The sequence below is a fragment of the Ralstonia sp. 24A2 genome, from assembly GCF_051783885.1.
Lineage (GTDB): Bacteria > Pseudomonadota > Gammaproteobacteria > Burkholderiales > Burkholderiaceae > Ralstonia.
This window is the reverse complement of the sequence record NZ_JBPVZD010000002.1, coordinates 621,113-641,688: the sequence shown is the minus strand read 5'-3', so window position 1 is coordinate 641,688 and position 20,576 is coordinate 621,113. Positions and strand designations below refer to the sequence as shown.

Here is a 20,576-nt window from a genome sequence, read left to right as displayed (position 1 = left end):
CGCCTGCGCGCGCCAGTGCGTTGAGGCCGGCGCAGCGATGCTCCATCTGCATGTGCGCCGCCCCGATGGCATGCACAGCCTCGAACCCGACCATTACCGCCCGGCCATCGCCGCCGTGCAGCAGGCCGTGGGCGATGCACTGGTGCTCCAGATCACCACGGAAGCGGTCGGCATCTACACGCCCCAACAACAGATGGCATCGGCGCGGACATTGCATCCGGAGGCCATCTCCGCCGCACTGCGCGAGCTGGTGCCCGATGCTGCGCACGAAGCGGAAGCCGCGCGCTTCTTTGGCGAGCTTGCCGCGGCGCGCACGGCCATCCAGTACATCCTGTACTCCGCCGATGACGTGGTGCGCTACCGCGACTTGCGTGCGCGCGGCGTGTTGCCTGATACACCGCATTGGGTGCTGTTCGTGCTCGGCCGCTACTCGGCGGGGCAGCGCTCGGATCCGTCGGATCTGCTGCCCTTCCTGCAAGCCTGGGCCGACGGCGGCGAGGTCACGGCCAACGTGCCATGGGCGATGTGTGCATTCGGCCCGCGCGAAGCCGAATGCGCGCTCACGGCCGCGCTGCTCGGTGGCCATGCCCGCCTGGGCTTCGAGAACAACATGATGCTGCCCGACGGCAGCACCGCGCCCGACAACGCGGCGCTCATCACCAACCTGCGAGGCCACCTCGACGCATTGCATCGCCCGCTGGCCAGCGCGGCGGAACTGCGCGCCTGGTTCGGCCGCTAGGTCTCTTTCGCATTCATCACCACGAAGCCACCGATCAGACGGCCACACACAAGGCCGCGTCACACAACCATTGGAGGAAGTATGCGTTTGACCACCCGCGGTATTCGATCCATCCCGCTGGCGCTGGCCGCCTTGTTTGCGGTCGGCGCACAGGCGCAGGCACCCGACGGTACGCTCAAGAAGATCCAGGACAGCAACACCATCCTGATCGGCGTGCGCGAATCGTCGATTCCGTTTTCGTACCGCGACAGCCAGAACAAGATCATCGGTTTCTCGGCGGACCTGTGCACGCGCGTGATCGACGCGGTCAAGCAGAAGACGGGCAAGCCCAACCTGCAGGTGCAGCAGATTCCGGTTACCTCGCAGAACCGGACGTCGCTGGTGCAGAACGGCTCGGTGGACCTGGAGTGTGGGGTGACCACGCATCTGAAGTCGCGCGAGCAGCAGACGGCGTTCTCGACCACCTTCTTCATCGCGGGTACACGCCTGCTGACGGGTGTGAACTCGGGCGTGAAGGATTTTCCGGACCTGGCGGGCAAGTCGGTCATCACCAACGCGGGCACCACGTCGGAGCGCATCCTGCGCAAGATGAACGACGAGAAGAAGATGGAAATGAACGTCATCAGCGGCAAGGACTATGGGGAATCCTTCCTCACGCTGCAAAGCGGCCGCGTGGCGGCGTTCATGATGGATGACGTGCTGCTGGCCGGTGCGCGCACCCTCGCACAGAAACCCGGCGACTGGGTCGTGACCGGCACGCCGCAGTCGTTCGAGGCGTACGGCTTCATGCTGCGCAAGGATGATCCACAGTTCAAGAAGCTGGTGGACGACACGCTCACCGGCATCATGAAGAGCGGCGAGATCAACACGCTCTATGCCAAGTGGTTCGAGAAACCGGTGCCGCCCAAGAGCCTGAACTTCAACTTCAAGATGAGCGATCAATTGAAGGCGCTGTACGCCAACCCGAACGACACGCCGTTCGAGTAAGCGCACGCGCCCACGTCAGATGGATCAAGCAATGGCGCGGGCCAGCGCCGCGTGGTCCGGTTGCAGCATGCGGGCCGCCAGCAAGTGCTGTGCGGCCCAGTGGCCGGTTTCTGCGGCGCCATCCGTCCAGGGGCTGCCGAGGTAGTCTCCCGCCAGAACGACACGGCGATCACGCCCGAGCGTATTGCGGTAGGCAGCAACCGCACGTGCGCGGCCCACGGGTGAGCGCGGCTCGGCTGCCTCCCAGCGCTGCAGATGTGTCGACACCGCGGCCCGGTCGATGCCAGGCAGGTGCGCGGCCATCGCCTCCACGACAAAGCGCACCAGCGCTGTATCGCTCAAATGCCCGGCCTCTGCCGCTGCCCGCTCGCCCAGCATCGCGCAGACGATCGGGCCATCGCCGGCGGCCTTCCCTTGCTGAAACGTGAGTGCGGCCAGCGGACTGCCTTCCACCGGCGCAAACAGCGCGCCGTACACCGGCTGGAACACCTTGGGCGCCGACCACGACGGCGGGAGCCCCAGTGCCACATGCACGCTCGGTGCGTAGCGCGCATCCAGCACGGCAGATTCTCCAAGCCTGGTCTGTGGCAACCATGCGCGTGCGATATGCGCCGGCACGGCAAGCACTGCGCCATCAGCATCGAGCCATTCCCCGTTCACGCACAGGCGTACGCCTTCCAACGTTTCGCTGACTTGCTCCACATTCGCGCCGTAACGCACGTCGAGCGCTGAGGCCATCGCACGCGGCAAGGCTTGCCAACCATCATCGACCGTCAGCGTGTCAGCACCGTTGAAGGCCGTGAGCGCACCCAGCAGCGCGCGTGACGTGCCGGCCAGCCGATGAAAGTACAGGCCGTGGACCATCGGCTCGAAGAAATAGCGCGCAGCAGCCTCGCCGAACACACGTGTGCTCCAGACCTGTGCATCCTCATCGTCCAACGCGGCAAGGCTGGCGTAGTGGCTCGGGTCGACACCGCGCACCTCGCGCGCGGTAGCGAGGCCACCGCGCAGCATCTGCCAGGTCTCGCCCCAGGTGAGCTGGCCGCTGGTGCCGAGCGTCCACGGGCGCTTGCTGTGCACCGCATGGAACACCGGCCCGCGCTGCATGGCCGCCACCGCCGAAGTCTTGCGCAAGCGAGAAGACAGCCCTGCCTCCTGCAGCAGCGGCAGCACATAGCGGTAGCGCGACGACACGAACTGCGCGCCGCACTCGATGGTCTGGCCGTGAAAGGGCACGCTGCGGATACGCCCGCCGGGCGCGCGCGCCGCTTCCAACACGGTGACGGAGCAGCCGGCCTGCTGCAGACGGCGCGCAGCATTCAGCCCGGCAATGCCCGCACCCACAACGATGAAATGTCGCATGGCAAGGAAGAAGGAGATGACGGCGCCTACAATACCGGCCGGCTGCGCACCCTACACAGCCTGTCAGTTTTTGCCCCAAGGACGCCACCATGCCCAAGACCACCCGCGCGCACTGGATCGAAGCCGGTTTCGAGTTGCTCGACATCGAGGGTGCCGTCGGCATTTCCGCGGAGCGCCTCGCCCGTCGCCTGAACGTGACACGTGGCGCGTTCTACCACCACTTCACCAGCCGCGACGACTACGTGCGCAGCCTGCTCGCCGAGTGGGAGCGCACCTACACCGGCAGCATCCTCTCGCTCATCCAGCCTGGCGACACCGCCGAGACATTACTCATGCGCTACCTCGACGTGGCGGCATCGATGCACCCGCAGCGCGAAGTTGCCATCCGCGCCTGGGCGATGCGCGAGCCGCTGGTGGCCGACACTATGCAGCGTGTGGATGCCCTGCGGCTGGCCTTTGCCACCTCGCTATGCAGCCTGGACGGCGGCGCACCGGAGGACGCCGCATTCTGGGGCCGCATCGCGCACCTGTGCTTTATCGGCGCGCAGCAGACCACGGCACGCCCCGATCCCGAGGCGTTCCGTGCGTTCTTCCTGAAGTTGTTTGCGATGTCGCAGCGGCTGGCCGCGCTGGCCGAGCCGAGCTGAGTCGCGTTAGATGCCCGCCTGCGTGACCGCCTCGATGCGCGCCACGTGCACGGCCTGCTTGATGTGCGCCGGGTTGTCGGCGTAGCGCTTGGCAACGGCGCCGGCATCGATGGACGATGCCGCCTGCAGAGCGCGCAGCAGGCGCTCCGTTTGCGGATAGGCGCGATCTTCAAACCCCAGCCGGCCACGTGCATCGGCCTCGCACGCCTGCAGTGCCAGACGGAAACGCTCGGGCTTGCGCAGCGCGTCGCAGCGCTCCAACAAGCGCACCAGCGCCGTCGCATCAAACCCATCACTGCGGTGGATGTTGCCGTGTTCGCGCGCCACAACCAATGCCAGTTCCCGGCAATCCGTCGGCACACGCAGGCGCTGGCAGACCACCTCGATCATCGGCACGCTGCGCTCTTCATGGCCGATGTGGCGCGGCAGGATGTCTTCGGGCGTGGTGCCCTTGCCGAGGTCATGCACCAGCGCGGCAAAGCGCACCGGCAGCGGGGCGCCCATGGCGGCGGCGGTCTCGATCACCATCATGGTGTGCACGCCGGTGTCGACTTCGGGGTGATAGTCGGCACGTTGCGGCACGCCCCACAGCCGGTCCAGCTCGGGCAGCAGACGCACCAGCGCACCGCAGTCACGCAGCACGGCAAACATGCGTTGCGGGTGCGCCTCCATCAGCCCGCGGGCGATTTCCTGCCACACGCGCTCGGGCACCAGTGCATCGACCTCACCTGCCTGCACCATGCGCCGCATCAGCGCGTTGGTCTCGGGCGCAACGTGGAAGTCGGCAAAGCGCGCCGCAAAGCGCGCCAGGCGCAAGATGCGCACCGGGTCTTCCACGAAAGCATCCGACACATGCCGGAACGTGCGAGCAGCCAGATCCGCCTGCCCGCCGTACGGATCGATAACCGGGCCGGCCAGCGCGCCGTCTTCCGCCACGCGCTGCGCCATCGCGTTGACGGTCAGGTCGCGGCGGATCAGGTCGTCTTCGAGTTTGACGTCGGGCGCGTAGTAGACCGAGAAGCCCTTGTAGCCAGCCGCCGTCTTGCGCTCTGTGCGGGCGAGGGCGTACTCGGCCTGCGTGCGCGGGTGCAGGAAGACCGGGAAGTCCTTGCCAACGGCACGGAACCCCCGCTCCTCCATGTCCTCCGGTGTGGCACCAACGACCACGTAGTCGCGATCCTGCACGGGCAGCCCGAGCAGCGCATCACGAATCGCGCCTCCCACGGCATACACCTCCAACCCATGTGTGGCTGGATCGACGATCGCCTCAGTCTGCGCAGTTTGTATCGCGCGTTCCGTCATTGATTGGCGGCGACCAGCGTTTCCTCGTCCGGCGCGGTGCGGTACGGCTCGTCGTCAGCGAGGAAGTCGTGCTCGGCGCGGGCACCGTCGATCCACTCCTGCATCGCAGGCAGGTTGAGGACGTGGTCGGCGTAGGCCTTGGCGGCTTCAGGCAGGCGCACGCCGTAGGTGGCAAAGCGGCTGACCACCGGTGCGTAGAACGCATCTGCCACCGTGAAGTGGCCGAACAGGAACGGGCCTTCCGATGCGTACTTCTGGCGCAGCTCGGTCCACATCTGCGCGATGCGGTCGATGTCGCGCTGCACGGCCACGTTCCAGCCCATGCCGGGCAGCATGGCCGTGACGTTCATCGGCATGTTGTTGCGCAAATTGCCGAAGCCGGAATGCATCTCAGCGCAGATCGAGCGGGCGTGCGCGCGGGCCTTCGGATCGGCCGGCCACAGCTGCGCGCGCGGGAAGCGCTCGGCCAGCGTCTCGCAAATCGCGAGCGAATCCCACACGTTCATGTCGCCGTCGACCAGCACGGGCACGCGGCCGGCGGGCGAATGGCGTGCCACGTCGGCGGCAAAGCTTTCGCTCAGCAGGCGCACGCGAATCTCCTCGAACGGGATACCGGCCTGCTTGGCCAGCAGCCACGGGCGTAGCGACCACGACGAATAGTTCTTGTTGCCGATGACCAGTTTCATGATTCCCGTCCTTGGAGAGTGCACAGCAATGATTGTGGGAGCTCGCCTGTGTCACGCCGGCGCACCGGGACGCTCTTGTTGTCGGCGATGGAAAGCGGGGCTGCAGCGTGGGGCGAACAGGTCATTCTAGCCCTGCGTTGCAGCGCGACAAAATGAAACGGATTGGCTACGGTTGTTAGGTCGCCTCACAAGCGCGGCGTGCAGCGTCGCCGGCGACGCTAACGATGCGCCCGGGCGCGTGCTGCGCTCAGCCCAGCGTCCGGACCGAATCCAGCCAGCGCAGGCAGCATCACGGCCTCCATGCCGAGCGGGTGGATGCCGAGCTCCGGGGCAACGGGCTCCATGCTGACGTTGTCCACGCGCATGGAATCCAGGTTGTCGCGCGAGATGGGCGCACCGGGCAGGTGCTCAAACAGCGCCGCCTGCATGCGGCCAAGCCCCTCAGGCAACGGCACGATCCAGCGCCGGTGGCCGCTGGCGCGTCCGGCAAAGCGCATCAACTCGGCCAGCGTATACACACGCGGGCCGACCAGCGGATACGCACGCCGAATGGTGGTCGCGTTGTCGAGCGCATTGACGAAAGCTGCCGCCACGTCGTCCACATAGACCGGCTGGAAGCGCGCATCGGCACAGGCCAGTGGCACGAACGGCGCCATGCGCTGCATGCGTGCGAACAGATTGAGGAAATGATCCTGCGGGCCAAACACCACCGACGGGCGGAACACCGTCCAGTCCAGCTCGCTGTTCATGACCACGCGTTCGCCGTCGCCCTTGCTGCGCTGGTACATCGACGGGCCGGCAGGGTCTGCACCCAGTGCGCTCATATGCAGCAGCCGATTCACACCGTGCCGGCGGCACGCGGCGACGATACGGCGAGGCAGGTCAACGTGTACGCGCTGGAATGCGGGACCGTAGGGCATCACGCGTTCGTCCTGCAGCACGCCGACGAGATTGATGACCGCGCAGTGCTTGCCGCCGCGTTCTGTGAGCGCCAAGAACAGCGCGTCGAGGGCGTCGTCGGCGTAGATGTCGGCGTCCATCACATCCACGCGCGGCAGCAGCGTGAGGTTGTGGGCCCGGGCGGATTCGGCATCGCGCGTAGGCACGATCACCCGGCCCTCGGGCAGGCCGGGCGCGGCAAAGGTTTCGGTCACCAGCCGCGAGAGCAGTTGCGTGCCGATGAAACCCGTACCACCAAAGACGAGCAGATTGGAGGTGTGCATGGTGCATCTCCAAGACGGGGGAGAGGGACAGGGGGGCTCCACCACAATACATCCCGAAGGCGACCGCCCCCAAGGCGTACCGGTACGATGTGCTGCGCGCGGCACCGTTGTGATCGCAAGAACGCTCATCCCAAAAGCAAAACGCCCGCATTGCTGCGGGCGTTTTCATGACGCGGATGACGGCTGCGTCGCCTACGTGACGTCACTTACGGCAGATCGTCCGGCGTCACTGCCTCCGGTCCGACTTTGCCCAGGCGGTCCTTCAGCGATTGCGGGCGGCCGGTCAGCAGCGCGCTGTAATACGTCGCGTTGGACAGCACGTTTTTCACATACGTGCGCGTCTCATTGAACGGAATCGTCTCGGCGAAGATCGCGCCTTCCACCGGACGCGTGAGCGTCGAGCGCCAGCGCTTCGGACGGCCCGGGCCTGCGTTGTAGCCAGCGGTGGCCAGCGTCATCGAGCTATCGAGATCGGTCAGGATCATCGACAGGTAGCTCGTGCCCAGCAGCACGTTGGTGTCGATGTCGCTCATCTGCGAGGGGCGGAAGCCCGGCAGGCCGATCTTCTTGGCCACGCGCTTGGCGGTTTCCGGCATCACCTGCATCAGGCCCGACGCCCCCACCGACGAGCGCGCATCCATGATGAAGCGCGACTCCTGGCGGATCAGGCCATACGCCCAGGCGATGTCCAACCCCACGGCATCGGCGTTGCGCTGCACCACGTTGAGGAACGGCGTGGGGAAGCGCAGCGAGAAGTCATGCTCGGCACGGGTCTTGTCGGCCGAGTTGACGGTGCGATCGAGCAGGCCGAGCTTGCGGCCGTATTCCGCCGCGGCGATCAGCTCGCGGTCGCTCATGTTGCGCAGCTCCCAGTTCCACTCCCGGTTGCCCTCGAAGCGCAGGTTCAGGTCATACAGGCGCTTGGCACGACCGAAGCCCGGGTGGTTGCGGCCCATCACATCGATCTCGGCGTCCGTCACGGTGGTCTTGGGTGGCACGGTGATGCGCTGGCCGAGTTCTTCCTGTGCCAGTTGGCCATAGAAGTTGAACTGCCCGGCGATCGACTGGAATTGCTTGTTGGCGTCGTCGTTACCGCTCTTGCCGCCATCGGCCTTGAGCGCGCGGCCGTACCAATACGTCCAGGCCGGATCACGATCGCGTAGGGTGGGGCGCATCTTGTCGATGGCCTGGCGCACCATCTTCCAATCGCCCGCGCGCAGGGCGGTGCGCACACGCCACTCCTGCGAATCGTCCGACAGCCAGGCATCGCCGCCCAGTGTCAGTTGGCGGCGGTAGGCATCCAGCGCGTCGGGCGTCTGCTTCTTGGCCGCGTACTGGCCGATCACGCCCCAGCCCGCGCCTTGCTCTTCACGCGAGAGGCCGCCGCTCTGCGCCATCAGATACGCCGTGGCCTGCGACGGATCATTGCGTGCCATGCGCGTGACGTTGGCCAGCGTGTCGTTGTCCACACGGTCGCCCTCGGGCAGCACAGCCGCAATGCGCGACGCCTGCGTCACCAGGTTCTGCTCCAGCGACAGGCGCGCCGCAAAGGCCACGTCCGCCCGCGTGAACTGATTGGCCTGGACCAGATAGCCGATCAGGTCGACGCAGCCTTCGCCATAGCCCTTCGGGTCAGCCAGCGTGTTGCGCGCATCGGCGGCCACGCCGGTTGCAGCACTTCCGCCCTTCATCGCGCGCGACAGCAGGGCATAGCACTCGACCTGCGTGTCGTCCTTCAACACAAACTTCGGGTATTCAACGTCGAAGGTGGCCCAGTCGCGCTTCTTGCCGAGCACGAGCAGCCAGTCGTTGCGCAAACGGTCGGCAATGGCGTCGCCCTGATAGCGCTGCAGGAACGAGCGGATCTCGTCTTCCGGCGCATCCGTGCGCGCATAGCCGCTGGTGTCGAACAACTGCGGCTTGATGCGGAAATACTGCACGTAGGATGGGATCGGGTAGTCGGACAGGCTGTCAGCCAGCTCCCAGCTGCGCGACACGTCGTTGCGGCGCGCGGCGTTGCGCAACTCGACGAAGGCGTCGTCCGGATTGGCCGGAATGCCTTGCGGCGCCTGCCGCTTGGCCGGTGCGGCCAGCGCCACCGGGCCTACCGCGCCGATGCCGATCACCCCTGCAAAAGCCAGCGCCACCGCGCGATATACTGCCTTGCCCTTCAATGCCATCTCCTACCCCATCCAATCACTGTTAGGTCGCTGAATTATCCCATGTCAGCCTTAGGGAACCCGCACGATCCGGCAAATCCGACCACGCGGATCGAATCCCGCCGTACCCTGCGCGCCATGCTGCTCGATGCGCGGGCCGTACTGCCTGGCCGCATCGCACACGATGCCGCGCTGGCGCATCACCTGGCCGACCTGCTGCGCAGGCTGGCCGTCAAGCGCCTGGCTGCCTACTGGCCAACGCAGGGCGAGTTCGACGCGTTGACCGTGCTGGGCCATTGGCTGACGGCGGATGCCACGCGCCACGCGCTGCTGCCCGTGGTGACTGACAAGTTTTCGCCCCTGCAGTTTCGGCGATGGACGCCTGATTGTGAAATGACGCCCGGCGCGTACAACATCCCCATCCCCCGCTCGGGTGAGATGGAAACGCCCGATGCCTTGCTGATTCCTTGCGTCGGCTTTGATGCGCAACGCTATCGCATCGGCTACGGTGGCGGCTTCTACGACCGCACACTCGCCGCGCTGCACGCCGCCGGCCACCGCCCGCGCACCATCGGCGTGGCGTTCGAGGTGAACCGGGTGGAATCCATCGCACCGCAACCACACGACATCGCACTCGATTGCATCGTCACCGAGCGTGGTGTCTTTTAACTCTCCCGCAGGAACGTCCATGTCCCATACGTTGAAGACCGTTGCCGACCTCGAAACCGTGTACGGCACGCCGAACCCGCGCTCGGTGCTCAAGGAAATCGACCACCTGAACGAGGACTACCGCGCGTTCGTCGAGGCCTCGCCTTTCATCGTGCTGTCGTCAGTGGGGGCGGCAGGCACGGATGCATCGCCCAAGGGTGACGCGCCGGGCTTTGTGCGCATTCTTGATGCGCGCACGCTGGTGATTCCCGACCGGCCGGGCAACAACCGCATCGACAACCTGCGCAACATCGTGGAAGACGGGCGCGTGTCCGTGCTCTTCATCGTGCCGGGTGCGGGCGAGACGCTGCGCGTGAACGGCACGGCCACCATCTCGACCGATCCAGAGTTGCTCGCCGCATCTGCCGTGCAGAACAAGCTGCCGCGCTCGGTGATCTTGGTGAACGTGCAGACGGTGTACTTCCACTGCTCGAAGGCGGTCGTGCGCTCAAAGCTGTGGGAGCGCGGCACGCAGGAGACAAAGCCCGCGCTGCCTACCGCAGGCAAGATCCTGCAGCACATCAGCGGCGGCGCGTTTGATGGGGAAGCCTACGACCGTGAACTGCCCGAGCGGCTGAAGACGACGCTGTACTGAGCGTTCAGCGCTTGGCCGCCTTCTTGGCGACGGCGGCCTTGGCAGTGACTTTCTTGACGGCGGCCTTTTTGGTCGCCGTTGTCTTTGTGGCGGCGCGTTTCGGCTTGGCCGCTTTCGCATTCGCCTCGCGCAGCGCAGCTTCGATCGCCAGTCGCACCCAATCGCGCAGCGGCTGGCCGCCATCCAGCGCATCGGCCGGCGTGCTCAGGTACCCCTTCATGCTGATGGTGCGACCCTCACGGTCGTAGCTGAACGGCACCGACTTTTCCGCAAGAAAGCGCGCCCGTGTGGCGTCATCCACGCGCAGATAGCAGGTGCTGTCGATCACCAGCGCGAAGACAATGTCGTCGTAATACAGGGCCGCACCGCCGAACATCCGGCGGGCGCGGATCTCTCCGATCTGCGCGACGAGCGGTCGGAGTTCGTCAAGCAACCAGGCGACCAGTGGATCAGGTGCGGCTGCCATGACGATCTCCTTGTCTTCTCTTGTTGCTTACAGACCGAGACGCTGCCAGATGGCGCGCGTGGCGCCAGCAGCGTTGAGCGTGTAGAAGTGCAGGCCCGGCGCGCCGCCTTGCAGCAGACGATCACACAGCGCCGTCACCACATCCAGGCCGAAGGCGCGAATCGATTCGCGGTCGTCGCCAAAGCTCTCCAGACGCTTGGCCACCCAGCGCGGAATCTCGGCGCCGCACATCTCGGAAAAGCGCATCAGCTGCGACGAATTCGTGATCGGCATGATGCCGGGCACGATGGGCACGTCCACGCCCAGCTTGTGCGCGTCGGCAACAAACTGGAAGTAGGCGTCTGCATTGAAGAAGTACTGCGTGATGGCGGAGTTGGCGCCAGCCTTCACCTTGCGGGCGAAGTTGTCCAGATCGTGCTTGGGCGAACGCGCCTGCGGGTGGTACTCGGGGTACGCCGCGACCTCGATGTGGAAGGCGTCGCCGGTTTCCTGACGGATGAACTCGACCAGCTCATTGGCAAAGCGGAACTCACCGATCTCGCCCATGCCCGAGGGCATGTCGCCGCGCAGCGCGACGATGCGGCGGATGCCGTTCTCGCGATACGTGTTGAGGATGGCGCGAATGCTCTCGCGCGACGAGCCTACACACGACAGGTGCGGCGCAGCCTCGATGCCTTCGCGCTGGATTTCCACCACAGCATCGAGCGTGCCCTGTTGCGTGGTGCCGCCCGCGCCGAAGGTCACGGAAATGAAGCGCGGCTTGAGCGGCGAGAGCTGCGCACGCGTGTTGCGCAGCTTCTCGGCACCTTCCGCCGTCTTGGGCGGGAAGAATTCGAAACTGAATTGACGATCGTTCATGGAAGACCCATTAACGGCGCTCGCCCAGCAGCAAGCTGGACAGCAGCCACGAGATCACGCTGTACAACACAGAGCCCAGCAGCGCCGAGCCAAAGCTGGCCACCTGGAAGCCCGACAGCACGTTGCCGACAAACATGAACAGTAGCGCGTTGATGATGAAGATAAACAGCCCAAGCGTGAGGATCGTCACCGGCAGGGTGAGGATGACCAGGATCGGACGGATCAGCGTATTGACGAGACCCAGCACAAGCGCCGCGATCAGTGCGGAGGTGAAACCAGCGACGTGGATACCTTTGAGCAGGTAAGCGACAAGCAGCAACGCCAGCGCGTTGATGACCCAGACAGCGAGCAGTCTCATGAGGAGTCCTCGGGTTGAAAGCCGGCGGCAGGGGGTGCCGCCGGCGGGTACAGATTAATAGCGGTAGTGATCAGCCTTGTACGGGCCTTGCTTGCTCACGCCAATGTACGCAGCCTGCTGGTCGGTCAGCTCGGTCAGTTGCGCATTCAGCTTCTTCAGTTGCAGGCGAGCGACCTTCTCGTCCAGGTGCTTGGGCAGTGTGTACACGCCCACCGGGTACTTGTTCGAGCCCTTCTGCGCTTCGGTCCACAGCTCGATCTGGGCGATGGTCTGGTTGGCGAACGAGCTGCTCATCACGTACGACGGGTGGCCCGTGGCGCAGCCCAGGTTCACCAGGCGGCCCTTGGCCAGGATGATGATCTTCTTGCCGTCCGGGAAGATCACGTGATCGACCTGCGGCTTGATCTCTTCCCACTGGTACTTCTCAACCGAGGCGATGTCGATCTCGTTGTCGAAGTGGCCGATGTTGCAGACGATGGCCTGGTCCTTCATCTTGGCCATGTGGTCGTGCGTGATGACGTGGTAGTTGCCCGTGCAGGTCACGAAGATGTCGCCGTGCTCGGCAGCGTAGTCCATGGTCACCACGCGGTAGCCTTCCATGGCGGCCTGCAGTGCGCAGATCGGGTCGATCTCGGTCACCCACACTTGTGCCGACAGCGCACGCAGAGCTTGGGCCGAGCCCTTGCCCACGTCGCCGTAGCCGGCCACGATCGCCACCTTGCCGGCGATCATCACGTCGGTCGCGCGCTTGATGCCGTCGACCAGCGATTCACGGCAGCCGTACAGGTTGTCGAACTTGCTCTTGGTGACGGAGTCGTTCACGTTGATGGCCGGGAAGCGCAGTTCGCCGCGCTGGGCCATCTGGTACAGGCGGTGCACGCCCGTGGTGGTTTCTTCCGTCACGCCCTTGATGGCGTCGAGGTTGCGGCTGTAGAACGTGGCGTCCTTCGACAGCTTGTCCTTGATGGCGGCGAACAGGAAGGTTTCTTCTTCGCTGGTCGGCTTGGAGATGACGGAAGCGTCCTTCTCGGCCTTGGCGCCGAGGTGCAGCAGGATCGTCGCGTCGCCGCCGTCGTCCAGGATCATGTTCGGCGTGCCGCCGTCGGCCCATTCGAAGATGCGGTGGGTGAAGTCCCAGTATTCCTTGAGCGATTCGCCCTTGTACGCAAACACCGGCGTGCCCGACACGGCAATCGCGGCGGCCGCATGGTCCTGCGTCGAGAAGATGTTGCACGAGGCCCAGCGCACGTCCGCGCCGAGTGCCTTGAGCGTCTCGATCAGCACGGCGGTCTGGATGGTCATGTGCAGCGAGCCGGCAATGCGCGCGCCTTTGAGCGGCTGGCTGGCAGCGAACTCCTCGCGGATCGCCATCAGGCCGGGCATTTCGGTCTCGGCGATGGCGATTTCCTTGCGGCCCCAGTCGGCCAGCTTGATGTCGGCGACGAGGTAGTCGTTCTTGAGGTCGGTCACAGCGTTCATTGGATCACTCCGTAAAGATTTGGGTGACCGCACGCTGGAGAGATAACTGCTGAGTCGGAGCGCCCACGCGCTTCAATGCGCCGGACCCCGGATAGATGCGTTCTCGCCATCGTGTCAGCCACGATACTGCGAGCGCCGTTTGAACTTCCGAGCCTGGCGGCCAGACTGTGCTGGGCCGTTGCAACGCTCCTCGGAATGGACTGGATTGTAGCGGATTCGGTGGACCTGCGGCAGGCAAACACGAGCCCACCGTGTGATGCATGAGGCGACCGACAAAACAAAAACGAGGCCGGTCAAGGTTTTCGCCCAGACCGACCTCAATTTCAGCGTCGCGATTTAGCCACCTCGTCCGCACAAAGACGGCTCAAGAAGGTCAGCCCTTCCTGTACTCCGGTGGGCTTGCATAGCGATGATCGTCCCCTGACTTGTCATCCCCAGGAAATGCTTTCGGGCTGTCCGTCGGCGATTGTTTGGCCTTTTTGTTGGGATCGTAGAGTTCAAACACGGCGGTACCAATGACGCCAGCATTCGAGGCCGTGCCCTGGTTGCTGTTGGCTGCATAGGCGTCGTCGACCTCGGAAAAACGGAACGCCGCCACTTCCTGACGGCTCTTTCGGAATCCCTCGACCTGGAGGGTTTCACCCGGCTTGAGGACATAACCAGCGTTCTTGATACTCCCCGCCCGGCCGCTCATCACGTCCAGGCCATCCACCGTCGTGACGATTTCGTAGATGCTCTGCTTCGAGTAATTGCGATACTGCAGCACATAGCGCTCACCCTTTTTTCCTTGAAGATGGGCGCTGGTACCGTCCAGGTAAATCGGCCAAGGCGCATGCCCATCACGAAGAATGGTCAATCCAATGCGTCCTTTGCCAAGCATGATTTCCTGAACGGCTCTGCCATTCCCGCTGGCCTCTGAGTAGGGCAACGTGTGCAGAACCGCCGGCTCATTGCTCACACGCCGGAGATCGACAGTTTCCAGGCGGGATTCGATACCTTCGCCCCACTGGGTGCCAAGTCGCGCGGCATCAGCACGTTTCTCCGACACCACGGCTGGCGCTGCGGGCGCAATTTGCGAAGGCCTGCCCACTGGTGGTTGCGTCGCACATCCCGCGACAACCATGAGGCCCAAGGCCGCCATGAGGCCGGCCAACATCCATCTCACTTTTGTTAGTTTCATCTCTTCGCGTTCAATTACGATAGTTGATGGCCGCCAACCTCTACAGTCTCTCTGGCAGCGTCCTGCCATGCGCTCAATGGCCGCCAATGCTCGCGCTGCCCGGACCTTAGCAAAATTATCCAAGGCAATGACGCAAATCGGGCCCAAGTTACTAAATCAAAATAAACACGCCCCGCTGCTGGATTGAAATACCTCGCAAAAAAATCTCGTTGATTCAGTCATCCAGGAGCATCGTCAGCATGCGCTGCGGATTCGCCAGAAAATCCCGCGTCACCTGAAAGTGCTCGGTTTCTTCATACGCAATACGCCGGATGCCCTCACCATCACACTGGTAGAGATAGGCATCGGGATAGGCCATCAGGATGGGCGAGTGCGTGGCGATGATGAACTGGCTCTCCTGTCGTATCAGCGCGTGAATGCGCGCCAGCACCGCCAGTTGCCGCTGCGGTGAGAGCGCGGCCTCCGGTTCGTCGAGCAGGTAGAGACCATTGCCGCCAAACCGATGCATCAGCAGCGCCATGAAGGACTCGCCGTGCGACTGCGCGTGCAGGGATTTGCCGCCGTAGGAGGCGATCACGCTTCCGCCCGGGCCGGGCTCTTCATCCATGCGCTGGATGTTGGTCGCCACGTTGAAGAAGCTCTCGGCACGCAGGAAGAACTCCGTGCGTGGCCTGCGGAAGCCCCTGGCGATGCGCAGGTGGTTGTGCAGCTCCGAGTGCGAAGCGTGCGTGCTGAAGTTGAAGTTGCGCGAGCCGCCCTCGGCATTGAACCCCATCGCCACGGCCATCGCTTCCATCAGGGTCGATTTGCCCGAGCCGTTCTCGCCCACCAGGAAGGTCATCTTCGGGTGCAGCTCCAGCGTGTCGAGCGCGCGCACGGCGGGCAGACTGAACGGATAGGCGTCGAAGGCGGGAATGGTGTCACGCCGCAACGTGACGTGGCTGACAAATTGGCGAGTGAGCATGGGCAGACGCAGGTGCAAGCGATAACAAGCATCGTAGCGTGGAGTGACGGGTCCGCTGCTCAGGCAAGCGCAAGGCCATAGCCCGCCCCATCTGGCGGTGTCAATGCGTGGTCATATTCGAATCTTGCGATCGGGTTAGGAAGCGGCGTACCCGCATCACAGACGTGCAACACGCCGCCACCAAAGTGCCGGGCATCGTTCAGGGAGCCAACGATGCACAACCATAAACTTACGAAGTACGCCGCCGCCGCGGCAGTTGCACTGGCCATGGCTGCGTGCGGCAGCGACGGCACATCCACCACCGGCAACGCCGAGCCCGATGGCAAGCCGACCACGCCGTCCAACGGACCGACCAAGAACGTCGTGTTCTTCCTGGGCGACGGCATGGGCCTGACCACCATGACCGCCGCGCGCATCTACAAGGTGGGCGAGGACGGCGAACTGACCATGGACACGCTGCCGGAAACCGGCTTCGTGCGCACCTTCTCGAACAACGCACAGGTGACCGACTCAGCGCCGTCGATGTCGGCCTACATGACCGGCGTGAAGATGAACAACGAGGTCATCTCCATGTCGCCGGACACCAGCGCCTATGACGCAGGTGGCAAGGATTACCTGTCGGGTGCCGACAGCACCTGCCCGTCCAGCGGCAACGGCAAGCCCGTCACCACGTTGCTCGAGCTGATGAAGGCAGCCGGCTATGGCACGGGCGTGGTCACCACCACGCGCATCACGCACGCCACGCCGGCCGCAACGTATTCGCATATCTGCCACCGTGATGGCGAGAACACTATCGCCGCGCAACTCACGCCGGCCGGCAAGGGCTTCAACGGCGCGCTGGGCGACGGCGTGGACGTCGTCTTCGGCGGTGGTCGCAAACACTTCCAGCCGACCACCGCAGGCGGCGCCCGCACCGACGGCCGCGACCTGATCACCGAACTCAAGGCCGGCGGCTACCGCTACGCCAGCAACAAGGCCGAGTTCGACACGCTGCAAGCCACCGACAACAAGGTCGTCGGCCTGTTCACCAGCAGCCACATGTCGTACGACCTGGACCGCGATCCGAGCAAGGAACCGAGCCTGGGCGAGATGACCAACAAGGCCATCGACGTGCTCGCCGCCAAGAAGAAGGGCTTCTTCCTGATGGTGGAGGGCGGCCGCATCGACCACGCGCTGCACGAAACCACGGCCCGCAAGGCACTGCAGGACACGGTGGCGTTCGATTCGGCCATTCGCGGCGCGATCGACAAGCTCAACACGATCGACCCGGGCCTGAAGAACACGCTGATCGTCGTGACGGCTGACCACGACCACACGCTGGTACTCAACGGCTACGCCAAGCGCACGGGCCCGACCAGCGACAGCAACCCCGGCGTACTGGGCCTGCTCAAGAGCTACGTGACCGGCAACAACGCCACCGACACGGCGGGCAACCCGTTCACCATCATCGGCTTCGGCACAGGTGAGAACCGCCCGGCCACGCGCGGCGCGCTGACGGATGCGGCTGTGTACGACAAGACGTATCACCAGGAAGCCGTGATCCCGGTCGCGCCGGGCGGCGAAACGCACGGCGGCACCGATGTCTTCATCGGCGCACGCGGCCTGGGCGCCGAGCGCTTTACCGGCACGATGGACAACACCGAGGTCTTCGGCCTCATCAAGCAGGCCATCGGTCTGTAAGAGGGGGAAGGCAATCATGAACAAGCAATCGAACCGCATCATTCGCGCTGGCGTGCTGGCGCTGGCCGCCGGTGCCGCATGCCAAGCACATGCCGCTGGCGAAGCCAAGAACGTGATCTTCTTCCTGGGCGACGGCATGGGCCCGACCACCGTCACCGCCACGCGCATCTACAAGGTGGGTGAGAGTGGCAAGCTGACGATGGAATCGCTCAAGCGCACCGCACGCATCAAGACGTACTCCAACGATGCGCAGACCACCGACAGCGCCCCGTCGATGTCGGCCTACATGACCGGCGTGAAGATGAACAACGAAGTCATCTCCATGTCGCAGGACACCAAGGCCAGCGATGCCACCGGCAAGGGTTATGTGACGGGCTCCGACAGCACCTGCCCCGCAGGCAACGGCACACCCGCCACCACGCTGCTGGAGCTGGCCAAGGCTGCTGGCAAGTCGGTGGGCGCCGTCACCACCACGCGCCTGACGCACGCCACGCCGGCCGCCACGTACTCGCACATCTGCCACCGCGATGGCGAGAACCAGATCGCTGCACAAGGTACGCCGGGCAACGCGCTGTTCAACGCCGCGCTCAAGGACGGCGTGGACGTGCTGCTCGGTGGCGGCCGCCGCCACTACCTGCCGCAGGGCACCGCCGGCAGCAAGCGCACGGACACCACCGACCTGATCAGCCAGTTCACGGCAGCCAACTACAAGTACGTGAGCACCGGCACGCAATTGGCGGCAGTCGACCCGGCCAGCACCACCAAGCTGCTCGGCCTGTTCAACCTGGACCACATGAACTACGAGCTGGACCGCAAGAAGAACAATGTGGACGAGCCCAGCCTGGCCGACATGACCGAGAAGGCCATCCGCGTGTTGCAGAAGAACGGCAAGGGCTACTTCCTGATGGTGGAAGGCGGCCGCATCGACCACGCACTGCACGGCACCAACGCCAAGCGCGCGCTGGAAGATGCCGGTGCGTTTGACGAAGCCATCAAGCGCGCGTTGGGTACGGCGGATCTGTCGAACACGCTCATCGTCGTCACGGCCGACCACGACCACACCATGACGATCAACGGTTACCCGCGCAAGGGCAACCCGATCCTGGGCGTGTCGAACGACATCAAGACCGGTCAGCCGCAACTGGCTGCGGATGGCCTGCCATACACCACGCTGGTCTTCGGCAACGGCGGCACCACGCGCAAGGCGACGCGTGACAACGTGGCCGGAGTCGACACGACGGCCGACGACTATCTGCAAGAAGTGGGCGTGCAGCTCGGCACGCCCGGTTCGGAAACGCACGGCGGCGGGGATGTGATGCTGTTCTCCTCTGGTCCGGGCAGCGCACCGCTGAAGGGCACGCTGGACAACACGAAAGTGTTCGGCGTGGTCAAGACGGCCATGGGCCTCTGATCCTGGCGTTTCCATTGACGCGCATGCCGAGGCAATCGGCATGCGCTTTTTTCGTTTTTGCTTTCCCGACTTCGAATTCGTATGACCCGATCTGCCCGCCTTCTGTTTTCGTTCGCACTGGCCGCGCTCGCTGCCACTGCACAGGCCGCCGGCCCGGCTGCATCCGCGCCACTGACCGCGCTACGTGTTGAACACCAACTATCGTCGCTCGGCACCGATGGCATCCAGCGCGACATGGGCTTTGCCGAGCGCGTCTACCGCCAGGGCGACCGTGTCTGGATCGCCCGCGAACTGCCGCCTGCATCGGCCCACGCCGAGCATGACCACACCAACGCCCATGCTGGCCACAAGCACGCCGACACCGACACCGCCCCGCGCTGGATCGAACGCGACGCCAAAGGCACGCTGACCGTGCGCGTGGTCAGCGAGTCGCAGCAGAAGAACTACGCGGTGGAGCCCGCCGAGTATTCCAACATCGGCTTCGATGGCTCGTGGGCCACGGCCTACCACCTGCTCGACCCGGCCGCGCTCAAGGGCATGCGTGCCGACGGCCCGGTCCGCAACGGCGTGCAGACCTACCGCTCGGCCCAGGGCGAACGCACCGTCACCGTGGATTGGGATGTGGCCGGCCAATACCCGCGCCGCGTGGAATCGCGCAATGCCAGCGGCTCGCAGCGCAAGCTCACGCGGGTGACGGCGTTGCCTGCGCCGGCCGCCGCACCGTGGGTGCGCGCCCAGGGCTACGCTGCGGCGGACTACACCGACCTGATGGACTAACGCATTCGGTCGGCCCTTGATGGCGCTATAGTGCGAACAACCCCCAACGCCCCTCGCACACGTACCCCCGCCATGACGATCACCGACCCGACCCTCGCTGCGTTTGCCGCCCCCGCCTCGCACGTGCCGCGCGTGCTCACCATCGCCGGTTCGGACAGCGGCGGCGGTGCGGGCATCCAGGCCGACCTGAAGACGTTTGCGGCGCTCGGCTGCTACGGCATGTCGGCCATCACGGCCATCACCGCGCAGAACACGCTGGGCGTGACAGCGGTGGAGTCACTCACGCCGGACATCGTCGCCGCACAGATCGATGCCGTGGCAAGCGACATCGGCGTGGACGCCGCCAAGACCGGCATGCTGGGCACACCGCAGGTGGTGGAGGCCATCCGCTCGGCGCTGGACCGCCACCCGATCGCCAACCTCGTCGTCGATCCGGTCATGGTCAGCACCAGCGGTGCACAGCTCGGCAGCGATGCCACCGTGCAGGCGATGGCGAAATGGCTGTTCCCGCGCGCCCTGGTGGTCACGCCTAACCTGCCGGAAGCGAGCGCGCTGCTTGGCCGCGAGATCCGCACGGCAGACGACATGCTGCCCGCCGCGCGCGATCTGCTGGCCCTGGGCCCGCGCGCCGTGCTGCTTAAGGGCGGGCACCTGGCCGATGTGGCCACAGCCGGTGAAGACGGCGTGCTGCAAGACGTGCTCGTCACCGCCGACGGCACCGAGCGCGTCTACGCGCACACCTACATCGACACGCCGCACACGCACGGCACGGGCTGCACGCTGTCCGCCGCCATTGCCGCGCACCTCGCCCGCGGCGATACGCTGGAAGCCGCCATCGAGGGGGCACTCGACTACCTGCTGCACGCCATTGGCGCGGGACGTCACCTCGCCTTGGGGCGCGGGGCCGGCCCGCTCAACCACGGCTTTGCGCCGCGCCCACTGGCCGCACCGCGCGCACTCGAAGTCGACATCGACGAAAACTGATCCCCAAGGAG

At 65.0% G+C, this 20,576-nt stretch carries 20 protein-coding genes and 1 riboswitch; of the genes, 9 read left to right on the top strand and 11 right to left on the bottom strand.

Translation table 11 applies throughout. The features are described from left to right. Positions 1–739 (top strand): 3-keto-5-aminohexanoate cleavage protein (locus ACS13N_RS07800; protein ID WP_438931121.1); only part of this gene is annotated, 739 nt, incomplete at its 5' end. A gap of 81 nt (positions 740–820) precedes the next feature. After that, positions 821–1,726: a glutamate/aspartate ABC transporter substrate-binding protein gene (locus tag ACS13N_RS07795; RefSeq protein WP_438931120.1), complete on the top strand. Its 906-nt coding sequence runs from the start codon at positions 821–823 to the stop codon at positions 1,724–1,726. Positions 1,727–1,750: 24 nt separating this feature from the next. On the opposite strand, the gene ACS13N_RS07790 is transcribed toward ACS13N_RS07795, so the two are convergent. Further along, positions 1,751–3,088: a protoporphyrinogen/coproporphyrinogen oxidase gene (locus tag ACS13N_RS07790; protein WP_438931119.1), complete on the bottom strand. Its 1,338-nt coding sequence runs from the start codon at positions 3,086–3,088 to the stop codon at positions 1,751–1,753. An 89-nt stretch (positions 3,089–3,177) separates the two neighbouring features. Here ACS13N_RS07790 and ACS13N_RS07785 point away from each other — a divergent pair, with 89 nt between their 5' ends. Continuing rightward, positions 3,178–3,735, top strand: coding sequence for a TetR/AcrR family transcriptional regulator (locus tag ACS13N_RS07785; RefSeq protein ID WP_438931118.1), 558 nt, complete (start codon positions 3,178–3,180; stop codon positions 3,733–3,735). 6 nt (positions 3,736–3,741) lie between these two features. Here ACS13N_RS07785 and ACS13N_RS07780 read toward each other — a convergent pair whose 3' ends face one another. The 4 genes from ACS13N_RS07780 to ACS13N_RS07765 form a co-directional block, all read right to left on the bottom strand. After that, positions 3,742–4,974 carry a multifunctional CCA addition/repair protein gene (locus tag ACS13N_RS07780; RefSeq protein WP_438932809.1) on the bottom strand — a complete coding sequence of 411 codons (1,233 nt, stop codon included), beginning with the start codon at positions 4,972–4,974 and terminating at the stop codon, positions 3,742–3,744. 59 nt (positions 4,975–5,033) lie between these two features. Continuing rightward, positions 5,034–5,723 carry a glutathione S-transferase family protein gene (locus tag ACS13N_RS07775; RefSeq protein ID WP_438931117.1) on the bottom strand — a complete coding sequence of 230 codons (690 nt, stop codon included), beginning with the start codon at positions 5,721–5,723 and terminating at the stop codon, positions 5,034–5,036. A gap of 218 nt (positions 5,724–5,941) precedes the next feature. Beyond that, positions 5,942–6,946: a complex I NDUFA9 subunit family protein gene (locus ACS13N_RS07770; protein WP_438931116.1), complete on the bottom strand. Its 1,005-nt coding sequence runs from the start codon at positions 6,944–6,946 to the stop codon at positions 5,942–5,944. 206 nt (positions 6,947–7,152) lie between these two features. Then, positions 7,153–9,126 (bottom strand): transglycosylase SLT domain-containing protein, encoded by a 1,974-nt coding sequence (locus ACS13N_RS07765; protein WP_438931115.1) that lies wholly within the window; start codon positions 9,124–9,126, stop codon positions 7,153–7,155. A 42-nt stretch (positions 9,127–9,168) separates the two neighbouring features. On the opposite strand from ACS13N_RS07765, the gene ACS13N_RS07760 reads away from it, so the two are divergent. After that, entirely contained in the window at positions 9,169–9,774 is a 606-nt protein-coding gene (locus tag ACS13N_RS07760) for a 5-formyltetrahydrofolate cyclo-ligase (RefSeq protein ID WP_438931114.1), read from the top strand. A gap of 19 nt (positions 9,775–9,793) precedes the next feature. After that, on the top strand, positions 9,794–10,408 hold the full coding sequence (locus ACS13N_RS07755) for a pyridoxamine 5'-phosphate oxidase family protein (RefSeq protein ID WP_438931113.1): 615 nt from the start codon (positions 9,794–9,796) through the stop codon (positions 10,406–10,408). A 4-nt stretch (positions 10,409–10,412) separates the two neighbouring features. Here ACS13N_RS07755 and ACS13N_RS07750 read toward each other — a convergent pair whose 3' ends face one another. The 6 genes from ACS13N_RS07750 to ACS13N_RS07725 all read right to left on the bottom strand — a co-directional run bounded on the left by ACS13N_RS07750 (position 10,413) and on the right by ACS13N_RS07725 (position 15,713). Next, complete coding sequence (locus ACS13N_RS07750; protein WP_438931112.1) at positions 10,413–10,874, bottom strand: TfoX/Sxy family protein; 462 nt, start codon at positions 10,872–10,874, stop codon at positions 10,413–10,415. A 27-nt stretch (positions 10,875–10,901) separates the two neighbouring features. Next, positions 10,902–11,732: a methylenetetrahydrofolate reductase [NAD(P)H] gene (gene metF / locus ACS13N_RS07745; protein ID WP_048935214.1), complete on the bottom strand. Its 831-nt coding sequence runs from the start codon at positions 11,730–11,732 to the stop codon at positions 10,902–10,904. A gap of 10 nt (positions 11,733–11,742) precedes the next feature. Beyond that, positions 11,743–12,090, bottom strand: coding sequence for a phage holin family protein (locus ACS13N_RS07740; RefSeq protein WP_021196989.1), 348 nt, complete (start codon positions 12,088–12,090; stop codon positions 11,743–11,745). Between the two features lie 54 nt (positions 12,091–12,144). Then, positions 12,145–13,569 carry an adenosylhomocysteinase gene (gene ahcY, locus ACS13N_RS07735; RefSeq protein ID WP_438931111.1) on the bottom strand — a complete coding sequence of 475 codons (1,425 nt, stop codon included), beginning with the start codon at positions 13,567–13,569 and terminating at the stop codon, positions 12,145–12,147. A gap of 123 nt (positions 13,570–13,692) precedes the next feature. Next, positions 13,693–13,767: riboswitch (S-adenosyl-L-homocysteine riboswitch) on the bottom strand. Between the two features lie 175 nt (positions 13,768–13,942). Continuing rightward, positions 13,943–14,749 carry a hypothetical protein gene (locus tag ACS13N_RS07730; protein WP_438931110.1) on the bottom strand — a complete coding sequence of 269 codons (807 nt, stop codon included), beginning with the start codon at positions 14,747–14,749 and terminating at the stop codon, positions 13,943–13,945. 214 nt (positions 14,750–14,963) lie between these two features. Beyond that, positions 14,964–15,713 (bottom strand): AAA family ATPase, encoded by a 750-nt coding sequence (locus ACS13N_RS07725; RefSeq protein ID WP_438931109.1) that lies wholly within the window; start codon positions 15,711–15,713, stop codon positions 14,964–14,966. 213 nt (positions 15,714–15,926) lie between these two features. On the opposite strand from ACS13N_RS07725, the gene ACS13N_RS07720 reads away from it, so the two are divergent. From ACS13N_RS07720 to thiD, 4 genes are all read left to right on the top strand, one after another. After that, on the top strand, positions 15,927–17,393 hold the full coding sequence (locus tag ACS13N_RS07720) for an alkaline phosphatase (RefSeq protein WP_438931108.1): 1,467 nt from the start codon (positions 15,927–15,929) through the stop codon (positions 17,391–17,393). A 16-nt stretch (positions 17,394–17,409) separates the two neighbouring features. Next, a complete protein-coding gene (locus ACS13N_RS07715; protein ID WP_438931107.1) occupies positions 17,410–18,804 on the top strand; it encodes an alkaline phosphatase in 1,395 nt (464 codons plus the stop codon). Positions 18,805–18,885: 81 nt separating this feature from the next. Next, positions 18,886–19,581 carry a hypothetical protein gene (locus tag ACS13N_RS07710; protein WP_438931106.1) on the top strand — a complete coding sequence of 232 codons (696 nt, stop codon included), beginning with the start codon at positions 18,886–18,888 and terminating at the stop codon, positions 19,579–19,581. A 72-nt stretch (positions 19,582–19,653) separates the two neighbouring features. After that, complete coding sequence (gene thiD, locus ACS13N_RS07705) at positions 19,654–20,565, top strand: bifunctional hydroxymethylpyrimidine kinase/phosphomethylpyrimidine kinase (RefSeq protein WP_438931105.1); 912 nt, start codon at positions 19,654–19,656, stop codon at positions 20,563–20,565. Positions 20,566–20,576 lie beyond the last annotated feature (11 nt).

Coding starts and splice junctions, on each gene's coding strand:
- ACS13N_RS07795 (WP_438931120.1), top strand. CDS start 821: ATGCGTTTGACCACCCGCGGTATTCGATCCATCCCGCTGGCGCTGGCC.
- ACS13N_RS07790 (WP_438931119.1), bottom strand. CDS start 3,088: ATGCGACATTTCATCGTTGTGGGTGCGGGCATTGCCGGGCTGAATGCT.
- ACS13N_RS07785 (WP_438931118.1), top strand. CDS start 3,178: ATGCCCAAGACCACCCGCGCGCACTGGATCGAAGCCGGTTTCGAGTTG.
- ACS13N_RS07775 (WP_438931117.1), bottom strand. CDS start 5,723: ATGAAACTGGTCATCGGCAACAAGAACTATTCGTCGTGGTCGCTACGC.
- ACS13N_RS07770 (WP_438931116.1), bottom strand. CDS start 6,946: ATGCACACCTCCAATCTGCTCGTCTTTGGTGGTACGGGTTTCATCGGC.
- ACS13N_RS07765 (WP_438931115.1), bottom strand. CDS start 9,126: ATGGCATTGAAGGGCAAGGCAGTATATCGCGCGGTGGCGCTGGCTTTT.
- ACS13N_RS07760 (WP_438931114.1), top strand. CDS start 9,169: ATGTCAGCCTTAGGGAACCCGCACGATCCGGCAAATCCGACCACGCGG.
- ACS13N_RS07755 (WP_438931113.1), top strand. CDS start 9,794: ATGTCCCATACGTTGAAGACCGTTGCCGACCTCGAAACCGTGTACGGC.
- ACS13N_RS07750 (WP_438931112.1), bottom strand. CDS start 10,874: ATGGCAGCCGCACCTGATCCACTGGTCGCCTGGTTGCTTGACGAACTC.
- metF (WP_048935214.1), bottom strand. CDS start 11,732: ATGAACGATCGTCAATTCAGTTTCGAATTCTTCCCGCCCAAGACGGCG.
- ACS13N_RS07740 (WP_021196989.1), bottom strand. CDS start 12,090: ATGAGACTGCTCGCTGTCTGGGTCATCAACGCGCTGGCGTTGCTGCTT.
- ahcY (WP_438931111.1), bottom strand. CDS start 13,569: ATGAACGCTGTGACCGACCTCAAGAACGACTACCTCGTCGCCGACATC.
- ACS13N_RS07730 (WP_438931110.1), bottom strand. CDS start 14,749: ATGAAACTAACAAAAGTGAGATGGATGTTGGCCGGCCTCATGGCGGCC.
- ACS13N_RS07725 (WP_438931109.1), bottom strand. CDS start 15,713: ATGCTCACTCGCCAATTTGTCAGCCACGTCACGTTGCGGCGTGACACC.
- ACS13N_RS07720 (WP_438931108.1), top strand. CDS start 15,927: ATGCACAACCATAAACTTACGAAGTACGCCGCCGCCGCGGCAGTTGCA.
- ACS13N_RS07715 (WP_438931107.1), top strand. CDS start 17,410: ATGAACAAGCAATCGAACCGCATCATTCGCGCTGGCGTGCTGGCGCTG.
- ACS13N_RS07710 (WP_438931106.1), top strand. CDS start 18,886: ATGACCCGATCTGCCCGCCTTCTGTTTTCGTTCGCACTGGCCGCGCTC.
- thiD (WP_438931105.1), top strand. CDS start 19,654: ATGACGATCACCGACCCGACCCTCGCTGCGTTTGCCGCCCCCGCCTCG.